Source organism: Micromonospora trifolii (genome assembly GCF_022229005.1).
GTDB classification, from domain to species: domain Bacteria; phylum Actinomycetota; class Actinomycetes; order Mycobacteriales; family Micromonosporaceae; genus Micromonospora; species Micromonospora trifolii.
The window spans coordinates 37,154-49,001 of sequence record NZ_JAKKFD010000053.1 but is presented as its reverse complement, the minus strand read 5'-3'; the positions used below and the strand labels follow the sequence as shown (position 1 = coordinate 49,001).

The 11,848-nt window shown below is 70.1% G+C and carries 11 protein-coding genes; 7 read left to right on the top strand and 4 right to left on the bottom strand.

Features of this window, described 5'->3' with window-relative positions:
* Nucleotides 1-20 precede the first annotated feature (20 nt).
* Nucleotides 21-884 carry a TylF/MycF/NovP-related O-methyltransferase gene (locus NIE79_RS28195; protein ID WP_238681459.1) on the top strand — a complete coding sequence of 288 codons (864 nt, stop codon included), beginning with the start codon at nucleotides 21-23 and terminating at the stop codon, nucleotides 882-884.
* A 77-nt stretch (nucleotides 885-961) separates the two neighbouring features.
* On the opposite strand, the gene NIE79_RS28190 is transcribed toward NIE79_RS28195, so the two are convergent.
* Nucleotides 962-2,008: an LCP family protein gene (locus NIE79_RS28190; RefSeq protein WP_238681458.1), complete on the bottom strand. Its 1,047-nt coding sequence runs from the start codon at nucleotides 2,006-2,008 to the stop codon at nucleotides 962-964.
* A gap of 187 nt (nucleotides 2,009-2,195) precedes the next feature.
* On the opposite strand from NIE79_RS28190, the gene NIE79_RS28185 reads away from it, so the two are divergent.
* From NIE79_RS28185 to NIE79_RS28160, 6 genes are all read left to right on the top strand, one after another.
* Nucleotides 2,196-2,345, top strand: a complete 150-nt coding sequence (locus NIE79_RS28185) for a peptidase (protein ID WP_088989215.1) — start codon at nucleotides 2,196-2,198, stop codon at nucleotides 2,343-2,345.
* A complete protein-coding gene (locus tag NIE79_RS28180) occupies nucleotides 2,342-2,884 on the top strand; it encodes a hypothetical protein (protein WP_238681457.1) in 543 nt (180 codons plus the stop codon). The genes NIE79_RS28185 and NIE79_RS28180 overlap by 4 nt, the downstream gene beginning before the upstream one ends.
* Entirely contained in the window at nucleotides 2,874-4,430 is a 1,557-nt protein-coding gene (locus NIE79_RS28175; RefSeq protein ID WP_238681456.1) for a glycosyltransferase, read from the top strand. The genes NIE79_RS28180 and NIE79_RS28175 overlap by 11 nt, the downstream gene beginning before the upstream one ends.
* 6 nt (nucleotides 4,431-4,436) lie before the next feature.
* Nucleotides 4,437-5,300 carry a choice-of-anchor P family protein gene (locus NIE79_RS28170; protein WP_238681455.1) on the top strand — a complete coding sequence of 288 codons (864 nt, stop codon included), beginning with the start codon at nucleotides 4,437-4,439 and terminating at the stop codon, nucleotides 5,298-5,300.
* A gap of 6 nt (nucleotides 5,301-5,306) precedes the next feature.
* The gene (wecB, locus tag NIE79_RS28165) at nucleotides 5,307-6,467 is read left to right on the top strand and encodes a non-hydrolyzing UDP-N-acetylglucosamine 2-epimerase (RefSeq protein ID WP_238681454.1); all 1,161 of its coding nucleotides are present in this window, start codon (nucleotides 5,307-5,309) and stop codon (nucleotides 6,465-6,467) included.
* Nucleotides 6,468-6,595: 128 nt separating this feature from the next.
* Nucleotides 6,596-8,068 carry an acyltransferase family protein gene (locus tag NIE79_RS28160; protein ID WP_238681453.1) on the top strand — a complete coding sequence of 491 codons (1,473 nt, stop codon included), beginning with the start codon at nucleotides 6,596-6,598 and terminating at the stop codon, nucleotides 8,066-8,068.
* A 67-nt stretch (nucleotides 8,069-8,135) separates the two neighbouring features.
* On the opposite strand, the gene NIE79_RS28155 is transcribed toward NIE79_RS28160, so the two are convergent.
* From NIE79_RS28155 to NIE79_RS28145, 3 genes are all read right to left on the bottom strand, one after another.
* On the bottom strand, nucleotides 8,136-9,344 hold the full coding sequence (locus NIE79_RS28155) for a YeiH family protein (RefSeq protein ID WP_238681452.1): 1,209 nt from the start codon (nucleotides 9,342-9,344) through the stop codon (nucleotides 8,136-8,138).
* Complete coding sequence (locus tag NIE79_RS28150) at nucleotides 9,344-9,490, bottom strand: hypothetical protein (protein ID WP_238681451.1); 147 nt, start codon at nucleotides 9,488-9,490, stop codon at nucleotides 9,344-9,346. The genes NIE79_RS28155 and NIE79_RS28150 overlap by 1 nt, the downstream gene beginning before the upstream one ends.
* A 376-nt stretch (nucleotides 9,491-9,866) precedes the next feature.
* Nucleotides 9,867-11,741, bottom strand: a complete 1,875-nt coding sequence (locus NIE79_RS28145) for a pectate lyase-like domain-containing protein (RefSeq protein WP_238681450.1) — start codon at nucleotides 11,739-11,741, stop codon at nucleotides 9,867-9,869.
* Nucleotides 11,742-11,848 lie beyond the last annotated feature (107 nt).

Here is an 11,848-nt window from a genome sequence, read left to right as displayed (position 1 = left end):
ACTGACAAGGAGATAGGCCGATGAGTGAGATGTTGGTACCGACACAGACGTCCGAGCCGTCGCTGGACGACCCCCGCGCCCTCTACTGCGATCTGCTCAAGAAGGCGCTGACCCGGTACGTCTTCCGCGAGACGTGGATGCCCTACCACCCACGCCAGGGGTCCCTGCACGGCCGCATCCTCCAGCGCGGCCGGCACCTGCTGCAACGCAAGGGCCTGGAATTGGTGCTCCAGTTCCCCTTCGACGAGGAGGCGCGGGCCACCGGCCGGGACTGGCCGCCGGAGGCCGAGACCATGATCGGGCTGCGGCGGTTGGACAACCTGGAGCGGTGCGTCAAGGACGTGTTGGAGCGGGGCGTACCCGGTGACCTGATCGAGACCGGCGTGTGGCGGGGCGGGGCGGTCATCTTCATGCGCGGGATGCTGCGCGCCTACGGCGACCGGGACCGGACGGTGTGGGTCGCGGACTCGTTCCGCGGCCTGCCGAAGCCGGCTGCCCACCGGGTCGAGGACGTCGAGGACGCGCTCTGGCAGGTGCCCTTCCTGGCGGTGTCGTTGGAGCAGGTGAAGGCGAACTTCGAGCGGTACGGGCTGCTCGACGGCCAGGTCCGGTTCCTCAAGGGCTGGTTCTCGGACACCCTGCCGACAGCGCCGGTGGAGCAGATCTCGGTGATGCGTCTCGACGGAGACCTCTACGACTCGACGATGGTGGCGCTGCGCTCGCTCTACCCGAAGCTCTCCGTCGGAGGCTATGTGATCATCGACGACTACCACGCGGTACGCGGCTGCAAGCAGGCCGTCGATGACTTCCGCGCCGAGCACGGCATCGAGGACGAGCTGCACCAGGTGGACTGGACCTGCCGCTACTGGCGGCGGTCGCGCTAGGGCCGCGTTTCGGCACAGACGGCGGGTGGGAGGCCACAGGACCTCCCACCCGCCGTCTTCGTGCCCGTGATCGGTGCTCAGTTGGCCGGCGGGCTCTGCGGGTTGGCCGCTACCCACTGCGCCACCCGGTCCTCGCGCAGGGCGGCGAAGAGCGCCGGGGCCTGGGCCTCGTCCAGCCGGACGGCGGACCCGGCCGGGGTCTGCAGGTTCGGGTCGCTGAACGGCACTGTGACGAACTGGACCGTCTCCGGCTTCACCTTGCGCAGCACGAGGGCGAGGTCGGTCAGGTTCAGGTCGCGGTCGACGACAAGCGATTCGGCCGCTGTGGTGAGCACCCGGTCGAGTCGGGTCGGGCTGGTGAGCAGACTCGTCGCGGTGACCCGCTCGGCCAGGGCGCGTACCACGAGCTGCTGGTCGTAGATGCGGCCGAAGTCGCCGCCGGGCACGCCGTGCCGCTGCCGCATCAGGTCGTCGGCCGCTTTGCCGTCCAGGTCGTGGCAGCCGGCAGGCCAGGTGGCGCCGGTGTCCGAGGACTTGACGGTGTACGGCAGGCAGACGTTGATCCCCTCCACCGCGTCCACCAGCTTGCGGACGGCGGCGAAGTTGGCCACCAGCACGCCGTCGAGTGGTAGCCCGGTGAGCTTGGCGACCGTCTCGGCGGCCAGCGCGGCACCGCCGAACGCGAACGCGGCGTTGATCTTGTTGGGGCCACCGGCCCAGGCCTGCCCCGCCGCGGGCACGTCGACATAGCTGTCGCGGGGGATGGAGACGACTGTGGCCGCCTCCCGCGCGGCGTTGACGTGCACCAGCATGATGGTGTCCGACCGCTGCCCGGGGTAGAGGGCCTGGTCCGGCTCGCCGTCACGGGAGTCCGACCCGAGCAGCAGGAGGTTGAGCGGCCCGGACTCCCACCGGCGGTCGTCGTGGGTGCCCTCGCCGAGGATGTCCTCGCGCTGCACCCGGCTCTCGTACCGGTGCTTCAGCCCGAAGCCGACGGTGACGAGGCCCGCGCAGAGCACACCGAACATCAGAAGCAGGGCGAGGCCCGCCTTCTTCCAGCCGGCCATCGCCCGCCATCTCGACGGCGCCGGCGTGACCGTGCGGCCGGGGATACCGGTCACCATCTTTACCACCTCTGCACGAACTCTCGGGACGCTGAACCTGTTGCGGGGCAAGGGATACAGCCGATCGGGTCACCCGCCTGCCCACTCATGAAGCATTTAATCACTCTTTAGGGTCTCTATGCCGCTTTATCCTCTTTGCCCGATTCAGCGATGCCATTCTGGCCTTCGAGTTGACGAGGGAGTTGGCATGTACGGAGTACCCACCAAGGGGCCACACATCGGAGGTGGCCTCGCCGCCACCGGGGTTGCCGTCCAGTCCTGGTTGCTGGTCGGCGTCGGGCTGGTAGTGCTGGGTCTGGCACTGTGGCTCGTCGCCATGTTGGGCCGCGAACGATGACAGGTTCCCGACGCGGGTCGTGGCTGCGCGCCGGCGCAGGTGGCCTGATCGGAGTCGCCGCCGCCGTCGCCATGCTCTGGCGGTGGCACGACATCGCCAGCGCGGAGGCGTGGCTGAACGCTCATCTCGTCAACGCCGTCGGGTTGGCGGACACCAAGTCCATCGGCGCGGCCGTGATCTTCCCACTGGACGAGCGCTGGGTCGGCTTCATGGTGTCCAGCGGCTGCTCGGTCGCCATGTTGCTGATCCCGCCGATCGTGCTCGCGTCGACGTTGATCGGGTTCCGCCGCATCTCACTGACGCGTGGACTCAACGCCCTGGCAATGGCCGTCGTGCTGCTGGTCACCGTGAACCAGCTCCGGCTCGGCGCGGTGGTGGTCTCCATGCAGACCTGGGGCTTCAAGCTGGGCTACGAGCGCAGCCACGTGCTGATCGGCTCGGTGATCACGACCGCCGGTCTGATCGCCGTCACGATCCTCTTCGTGGTCCTGGTCAGCCGGACCAAGCGGATCTCCGGGACGGTCGCCGGTGTCCACTGAGACGCAGTCGCTCGCCCTGCTCAACACCGCGGCGTTCCTGCTGTGCGTCAGTTTCTGCGCGTACGTGCTGAGCATCCTGGTGTTCCACCTGAAGAGCGGGCGTAGTCGAGGCGGCAGCCCGGACGGCTTCGACTGGCACATCATCGTGCCGTGCCGCAACGAGGCGTCGGTCATCGGCGACACCGTGCGGCGTCTGCTCTGCGACTTCCCGCAGGCGACCGTCTGGTGCGTCGACGACGCGTCCGACGACGGCACGCTGGCCAAACTGGCCGCGTTCACCGACCAACCGCGGGTGCACGTGGTCGAGCGTCAACTGCCGGACGCGCGACAGGGCAAGGGCGCCGCGCTCAACGCCGCCTGGCGACGCATCGAGCAGTCGTTGCCCGCCAACGCGGACCGCACCCGGGTGATCGTCGGCGTCCTGGACGCCGACAGCCGACTCGACCCCCAGGGTCCCGTCGCCCTCTCCGGCCGTCAGTACTTCGGCTCGGCGCTGGTCGGCGCGGTCCAGGTGGAGGTGCGGATGCTCCAGTGCGCGCCGCGCCGCTACGCGCAGCCGACCGAGGTCGGTCGCTGGGGACGGCTGCTGATCCGGCTACAGGACATGGAGTTCCGCGCCCCGATCGCCGCCATGCAGTCGCTGCGGCGACGCACCGGCAGCGTGGCGATGGGCGGCAACGGGCAGTTCACCCGGCTGTCCCTGCTCAACGAGATCGCCGACCAGCACGGCACACCGTGGCACGGCGCCCTCCTGGAGGACTTCGAGCTGGGCCTGCACATCCTCCTGGCCGGCGGGCGCACCGAGTACTGCCCGGAGAGCTGGGTGGCCCAGGAGGCGTTGACCCGGATCCGTCCGCTGGTGCGGCAGCGCACCCGCTGGGCTCAAGGGTCGATGCAGTGTGGCCGCTACCTCGGCAAGGTGCTGCGCTCGCCGCGGATCCGCAACTCGGCCACCCTGGAGATCGCCCACTTCCTGGCCGCACCGTGGACCCAACTGCTCGGCACACCGATCTACGTCGCCTGCCTGGTGGTGATGTCCTACTACATCGACAACACCATGGGTGGGCTGCGCGGCTGGTGGAACAGCGGCGGCTGGGGCGTACCCCCGCTGGTGCTCGTCTTCGGCATCGGACCGTTCGCCCTGTGGGGCATCGTCTACCGGATCCGTTGTGAGCCACAGCTGTCGATTCCCAAGGCGCTGCTGCTCGGCATCTGCCACTGGCTGTACAGCTACGCCCAGTCGCTGGCGGTCTGGCTGGCCTTCGCCCGCATGGTGACGGCCCGCACGGACTGGCAGAAGACCGCCCGTGCCGCCGATCCGCAGCCCCAACCGGCCCCGGCTCGGGCCGTGGGTCGAGTGGCCGTCGGCCAGGCGGCCGTGGGTCGGGCCGCCGTGCCGGCCCAGCCGCGCCGGGCCCAACCGGCACGCCGGTCGGGCCGCAACGACGGGCCACGGTCGATCCGACCGCCCCGGTACCTCAGCCACCTCTCGCACCTCACCACCCCCACCACAGACCGCCCCGCAATCGCCCACACCAGAAAGTAGACATCTATGCCACGAGTTAGATCCGGTCTCGCCCGCACCGCCGCGGTGCTGGCCGGTGGTCTCGCCATGGTCGTCCTGGCGGCCTCTCCGGCGATGGCCGACACCTCCCAGTCCTCCGCCTCGGCGCTGCAGATCAGCCTGCTCGGTGGTGGCCTCGCCAGCTCCGGCACGGCGTCGGCCACCAACGACGGCACCACCGAGTCGATCTCCGGTAACCAGAATCCCCCGCTGGGCGTGCTCGGCGGGCAGACCGTCATCACCGCGGGCGTGCTGGGCCAGAGCGTCCGGGCGTTCAACGACGGCACCTCGGCGGCCTGCGCCGGCGTGCTCGGCACCGGTGGCTCAATCACCATCGGACCCGGCGGGTCGTGCCTCGTCACGCCGGGCGCCGGGGTGACGCTGACCCTCGGTACCAGCGGCCTCGCCACGATCTCACTCGTCGCCGACGCCATCTACTCGTCGTGCACCGCCACCAGCAGCCCCTCTGCGACGGGCACCGCGAGCCTGGTCAACGCCCGGATCGTCTCGACGATCCTGGGCATCGAGACGACCCTGCTCGCCCTGCCGGTCAACCCGGCGCCGAACACCGGCCTGAGCATCCCGGGGCTGATCGACCTGACCCTCAACGGCCAGTCCAGCTCCGGCGTGGGTCAGCTCACCGTCACGGCGCTGAACCTGACGGCGCTCGGTGGAGCGCTGGCCGGGGTCACCATCGGCACGTCCAGCTGCGGGGCCAACGCGGTCGCGCCCCCCATTCCGGTGATCCCGCTCGCCGGGGCACCGCTCGCGCTCGGTCTCGGCGCGCTCGTGGCCGGCACCACCGGCGGGATCTCGCTCCTCCGGCGTCGCCGCGCGGCTGCCAGGAGCTGACCCGACATGTGTGCGAGCAGTTCGACACCGCGAGAGGTCCTGATCCTCGCCGGCACCAGGCCGGAAGGAGTGAAGACCGCGCCTCTGATCCGCCGTCTCCTCGATGATCCGAGGTTCACGGTACGGGTGGCGGATACCGGTCAACAGCCGGGACGCGTCACCGAGGCACTCGCCCCGTTCGGTCTCCGTCCGGAGGTGAGCCTGCGCCCGCAACGGCGTAGCGGCTCGCTCGCCGAACTGGCGGCGGCACTGATCACGGGCATCGACGAGCTGCTCACACACCACCGTCCAGCGGCGGTCGTGGTGCAAGGGGACACCACGACCGCCCTGGCCGGCGGGACGGCCGCGTTCTGGCGGCACGTCCCGGTCGTCCACCTGGAGGCCGGTCTGCGGACCAACGACCTGGACCGGCCGTTCCCGGAGGAGGCCAACCGGGCCATGCTCGCCCGGATCGCCGCGCTGCACCTGGCGCCGACCCGGGCGGCCCGGGCGAACCTCATCGGTGAGGGCATTCGCTCCAGCTCGATCGTGGTGACCGGCAACACCGTCGTGGACGCCCTTCACGACCTCATCGAGCGCGGCATGGCCCAGGCGCCGGACTGGGTCGACACGACTCGCAAGTTGGTGGTGGCCACCGTGCACCGGCGAGAGAACTGGGGCCACGGGGTGGCTGCCACAGTGGACGGGCTCCGGCGTCTGGCGCGAGCGTGCCCGGACGCCCAGATCGTGATGGTCACGCACCCGAACCCGCAGCTCAGCGCGGAGGTCACCACGGGCCTCGCGGGCGTCGCCAACGCCCGGGTCACGCCACCGCTGCCCTATCCACAGATGGTCGGGCTGCTGCGGGCGGCCGACCTGGTCGTCACCGACTCGGGCGGGCTTCAGGAGGAGGCCGCCACCCTGGGGGTGCCGTTGCTGGTCACCAGGGACACCACGGAACGTCCGGAGGCCCTGACGCCGGGCCGCGGCGAACTGGTGGGCACCGACCCCGAACTGCTCCTGTCGGCCGGGCTCCGCCACCTCGCCAGCGGGCGGACCGCCGTCGTCGGCTCGCCGTTCGGCGACGGGCGGGCAAGTGACAGGTCTGTCGTTGCCCTGGCGGGGCTGCTGAACGTACCGGCCCGTCGGGTGGTGCAGCGTCGGCGCACCGCCGCCACCATCGGCTGACGTCGGCCAATCTGGACAATCATCCAAATTTCCGGACAAACCCCCTCTATCCACTGATAATTGGCACATCGATCGGCAACGCTCCGATCCGTCGGTCCAAACAGTTCAGTGATCAGAGGAGTCGTCAGGTGCAGGCGAAGTTGAACGGGCAGCGTTCCGCGACGCTGCAGGGCAGATACTCCGCCCAGCACAACGCCTTCGGCGTCCTTCGCCTGGCGATGGCGTGTGGCGTGATCATCGCGCACGCCGGTCCGCTCGGCTTCGGCCAGCACAACCTCGGCGCGGCCACCTTCGGCCGGCAGAGTGATCTCGGCACCCTCTGCCTGTACGGATTCTTCCTGATCTCGGGATTCCTCATCACCGACAGCGCGCTGCGCTCCACGCTGCGCCAGTACGTCCGCGCCCGTGTACTGCGGGTCTTCCCCGGGCTGTGGGCCTGCCTGCTGGTCACCGCCTTCGTCTTCGCGCCGCTGGCGGCGCTGTACGAGAACGGCAACCTTGACGGATTCTGGGGGCACCCGGAGGGGCCCTTCGACTACGTCACGACGAACTTCCTCGCCTCGATGGAGCAGTTCCCCATCTCCGGGTTGCTGGCCGACACCCCGTACGGCCAGATCGTCGGCGGGCCGAGCGCGATCGACGGTTCACTGTGGACCCTGCGGTACGACCTTGCCTTTTACGGGATCGTCGGCATCCTCGTGGTGACCTCGGTGCTGCACCGCGCACCTCGCGCGGTGCTCGTCCTCACCGCCGTCTGTTACGCCCTGGTCCTGCGGGACTTCTTCACGGCACCCACCTGGAGTTCCCGCCCGCCGCAACACGGCGCGATCGGGCCGTTCCCGCTGCTCGGCGCGTTCGCCGCCGACTGGACGCTGATGCTCGGCTTCCTGTTCCTGCTCGGCGCCGCCGCCCGCCTGTACGCGCACCGGATTCCGGTGACCAGAGAGCTGGCCGTGCTGGCCGGCGTCGCGTTGGTCGGCTCGTTGTGGCTGGGCGGGTTCTTCGCGGTGGGCCTGCCGGCGTTCGCCTACCTGGTGCTCTTCGCGGCCGTCGCGCTGCCGAAGCGACTGTCCGGGATCAGCCGCCGGCACGACTACACGTACGGCATCTACATCTACGGCTTCCCGGTGCAGCAGATGATCGCCCTGCTCGGCGGAGCCCGATTCGGGATGCTCGGCTACATCGTGCTGAGCCTGCTCGGTGCCCTCCTGTTCGCCGTCCTCTCCTGGCACCTGGTGGAGCGGCCCGCCCTGGGGTTCAAGACCGGCAGCGGACGCGCCCGGCACCGGCGCACGGGCCGCACCGCCAGCCCCCGCCCCGCGCTGATCCCCAACCTGGTGACCGTCGCGGGAGCCGAGGCGCGCACCGGCCGGCACAAGGCCGGTGGCCGGCACAGCCGGTCGGCCAAGGACATCCCCGCCACGGCGGCCTCACCCCGCCGCGCCAAGCGGCCCACCGAGACGGCGGCGTCGTTCCTGGCGGTGCCGGAACGGACCAGGAAGGACCTTCCGTTCGACCCGGTGAAGACGCCGACCTCGCGCAGCCGATCGGGTCGGTCACACCGCGCGCCGACCACCTCGACGACGACACCACCGCGCTGATCGCGATGGGGCCGGAGCCACACTGGCTCCGGCCCCATCATCGTCCGCAGGGGGCCGCCCGGCCGACTCAGGCCGAGAAGTTGCGGAACAGCAGGGACGCCAGGGCGAGCGCCAACGCCAGGTTGAACACTGTGGCACTGGCGAACACCGCCACCGGTCGCCAACCCGCCTCCCGCAGCGACGCGACCCGAACCTCCAGGCCGATGCTGACGAAGGCCAGGATCAGGAACCACACGCGCAGGTCGTTGACGATGGCGATGGTGGCCTTGCCGTCCGCTCCCGCCCCGTCGAGGTACCAGGTGGCGATGACCGAGGCCGCGATGAAGCCGAGGACGAACTTCGGAAACCGCGTCCACAGCTCACCGAGGCCCGGCCGGGCCGCGCCGGGCCGTCGTTCCACCCGCAGTGTGAAGTACGCGGTGAGCGCGACCGCCACCACACCCATCAGGGCATTCTGGGTGACCTTGACGATGCTGGCGATCTGGAGCGCCTCCTCACCGGCGAGCGCTCCCGCCGCGGTGACCGCCGCTGTGGTGTCGATATTGCCACCGATCCAGGCGCCGGCCACCGCGTCGGAGAGCCCGAACACGTCGGCCAACCACGGCAGGATGAAGATGGACGGCAGCGCGAAGACGATGACCAGACTCGCCGTGTAGGCCAACTGCTCGCGGCGTGCCCGCACCGCGCCGGCGGCGGCGATCGCCGCGCTGACCCCGCAGATCGACACGGCCGACGCGAGCAGCGCCCGCAGCTTGTCGTCGAGGCCGAACCTGCCGGCCAACCACCAGGTGAAGAGGAACACCCCGCTGATCAGCAGGATCGCCTGGGCGATCGCCGGGCCGGCGGCGCTGGCGATGACGGCCAGGTTGATCGACGCCCCGAGCAGCACCAGACCGGTCTTGATGAAGAACTCGGTCCGGAACGCGGCGGCGATCCGGTCCCGCCAGCCGAGCAGTGTGACGGCGACGTTGCCGAGCAGGCCGAGCAGGATCGCGTAGACCGGGTACTCGACCGCCGCTCCGATGTCCTCGACGGCGGTGCCCTCGGCCCAGGCCGGGACGTTCTGCTCCAGGTAGCGGGTGAGCGCGGCGAGACCGACCACGACCAGCAGGCCGAGCGCCGTCCAGGCCCAGAACGCACCGTCACGCGCCACGCTGGTCGGCTCGACGGGATCGACGGTGGGCGACGAGGTGTCGCGTTCGACGACGTCGGGGGCGGGCGGGTCGTCGGCGGAGGTGGCGGGCTCGTTGCCGGTGCGGGTCGCGTCGGCGGTCATCAGGGCACCAGCCCGGCGGGGATGGCACCGAGCAGGACCAGAGCGAGCAGAGCCAGGCCGAGGATGGTCGCCACCCAGTCCTCGTTGAACGCGAGCCGGGACGATTCGGCAGTCGGTGGGGTGGGCGGTGGCTGGTCGGATGTCATGGCGTACCTCCATGGTGGTGAACCGATCCGGCCGTGCCGGATCGGTTCACCAAGCGCGGTGACGAGCGTGCGGAGCCGCCGCGCCGGGTCACGCCTCGATGCGCGAGCCGGCGGTGCGGTCGGAAGAGGAGGGCAGTGCTGCGGTGCTCAGTCGGTGCCCGGTGCGCCCGGACAGAGCTCGCTGGCGGTCCGCATCAAGTCGACGACCCGACGCGAGGTGAGGAGCGGACCAACCGGCATTCACGCATTTTCCTACCGGCTCGATAGGAATTCAAGACCGTTGACACGGATTCTCGCTCTGCCGTCGCCGTCCCGCCACGCACGGTGGGGCCGGAGCCATCGCCGGCTCCGGCCCCGTCGGTACGCCCGATCCCCGCTACGGGGTCGGGTACTGGGTCAGGTAGACCGGAGCGCCGACCTTGGTCATGTCGGCCGCGTCCCCGACGCCGTTGACCACGTGGTCGATAGTGCCGGCGCTGAGGTTGACGGTCATGATGTGGTGCAGGCGCACCCCGGGCCGGTTCGGGACCTCGAAGCCGTTCTCGGTGTGGATCGACGGGTTGTTCTGGTTGAACACGTACACCCCGCCCCCGTAGAGGGTGTGGTGACGCACCCGGTCACCGACCTTGTACCCGGCCCAGCCCTCGACCGCGCCGTTCATCCAGTCGGCCTGCGTCGGCGGGTCGTACGGCAGCTCGTTCTGGTAGAGGATCGTGGTGCCGTGCTCGCCGTTCCAGACCGTGTTGTAGCGCTGGAAGTGCTCGACGAAGAGGCCGGTAGCGGTCACGTGGTCGCCGTTGATGACGGCCCCGTAGCGACCGGTGTTGGTACGCCAGCGGTCGGTGTCACCGTTGACGCCCTCGGTGAAGCCCTCGACGCCGTGATCGCCGCGCCACACCCAGGTGTGGTCGATGAGCACGTTGTCGCTGTTGACCTCCAGCGCGGTGTTCGTCCGTCCGATGTGCGGCCCGCCGACCCGGAAGTACACGTCGGAAAGCGTGGTCGGGTTGTGCGGGCTGCTCGCGTTGCGGCCGTGCTCACGCCCGACCCGCAGCAGGACCGGCGACTCGACGAGGCCGGCGTCGATCGTGACACCGGCGACGATCACTCCGGGAACACCGGCCACGTCCAGCGGGACAGCGCCGTTCACGGCGGTCAGCGTGGCGTGCCCGATCCCCAGCACCACGGTGTTCGCACGTCGGACCTCGATGCTGCGCGCGATGTCGTACGTGCCGGGGGTGAGCAGCAGGTGCTTGCCGCGTGCCAACTGGCTGTTGATGACGCGCACCGAGTCGGACGGCTTGGCGATGAAGAAGTCGTCGATGCCGATGGTCCGCCCCGGAGTGATGCCGTCGGCCCAGGAGACGCCCCGGCTGTCCCGCTGCGCGGCGGGCACCCGTACCTGGTAGCGACCCTTGCCGTCGACGAAGAGGTAGGGCTTCTCCCGGCTGAGTGGGGTGGTCTCCAGTGTGGTGTACGGCGGGTCGGGGAACGTGGCGTCGTCGGGCGCGCCCTCGACCCCTGCGAACACCTGGTTCCACACGGCGTTGGACCAACTGCCGACCTCGCTGTTGCGGGTCAGCCACTGTTGCTGCGAGCCGTTCGTCGTGGCCGGCAGCCGTGAGTCGGCGATGAACCCGCCGCTGGCGAACTGCGGCCCGGCGGTGCAGTAGTCCATCAGCGACAGACCGCCGCCGCCGATGTTCAGCCGGCGCATCGACACCGCCTGGGAGACCGCCCAGAAGTTCGCCGACGACCGGCAGTCGTCCTGGCCGGCCGCGTTGATGGTGAGCGAGAGGTTGGACAGGGTGCGCCAGAAGTTGACCAGCGCGAGGCAGTTGCCGGTGCCGCCGTCGGCCAGGCAGCGGTTGTAGACCTCCAGTTTGCCGTTGACGGTGACGTCGGTGGGCGAGGCGCCCAGGCCGGACACCTCGGTGTAGTAGCCGACCTTGGCCTGCAACGGCTGCGCGGCCGTGCCGTACGTGCCGGGCTTGAACAGGTAGGCGTGCCGCTCGGTGCCCATCTCGTTGTCGACCTGCCGGGCGTGCGCCGCGTCGAGGGTCTGCTGGATCTCGCCGACCGGCATGGACGGGTCGAAGATCGTCACGTTCGGGCCGAAGTCGGGTGCGCCGTGCGTCGGGCGGCCGGCGCTGGCCGCCGTGCTGGTCATCGTGGTGGCGGTGGTCAACACCAGTGCGAGCAGGAGGGTGCGACCGGATCGCCGGCGTACACCTCGGGGCGGGACTGTCATGTGGTTCGTCCTCTCCGCTGGCCGGGCATCTTTCCGGCGCAGCTGGGGGCGGTGAGAGCGCTCTCTGACCCTTGCCGGCGGAGGTTGGGCCGGACCGGAAGGGGTTG

What these genes read in the sequence shown, in the direction of transcription:
- NIE79_RS28155 (WP_238681452.1), bottom strand. Translation starts at nt 9,344, where the DNA reads ATGACCGCCGACGCGACCCGCACCGGCAACGAGCCCGCCACCTCCGCC.
- NIE79_RS28195 (WP_238681459.1), top strand. Translation starts at nt 21, where the DNA reads ATGAGTGAGATGTTGGTACCGACACAGACGTCCGAGCCGTCGCTGGAC.
- NIE79_RS28180 (WP_238681457.1), top strand. Translation starts at nt 2,342, where the DNA reads ATGACAGGTTCCCGACGCGGGTCGTGGCTGCGCGCCGGCGCAGGTGGC.
- NIE79_RS28145 (WP_238681450.1), bottom strand. Translation starts at nt 11,741, where the DNA reads ATGACAGTCCCGCCCCGAGGTGTACGCCGGCGATCCGGTCGCACCCTC.
- NIE79_RS28150 (WP_238681451.1), bottom strand. Translation starts at nt 9,490, where the DNA reads ATGACATCCGACCAGCCACCGCCCACCCCACCGACTGCCGAATCGTCC.
- wecB (WP_238681454.1), top strand. Translation starts at nt 5,307, where the DNA reads ATGTGTGCGAGCAGTTCGACACCGCGAGAGGTCCTGATCCTCGCCGGC.
- NIE79_RS28170 (WP_238681455.1), top strand. Translation starts at nt 4,437, where the DNA reads ATGCCACGAGTTAGATCCGGTCTCGCCCGCACCGCCGCGGTGCTGGCC.
- NIE79_RS28185 (WP_088989215.1), top strand. Translation starts at nt 2,196, where the DNA reads ATGTACGGAGTACCCACCAAGGGGCCACACATCGGAGGTGGCCTCGCC.
- NIE79_RS28190 (WP_238681458.1), bottom strand. Translation starts at nt 2,008, where the DNA reads ATGGTGACCGGTATCCCCGGCCGCACGGTCACGCCGGCGCCGTCGAGA.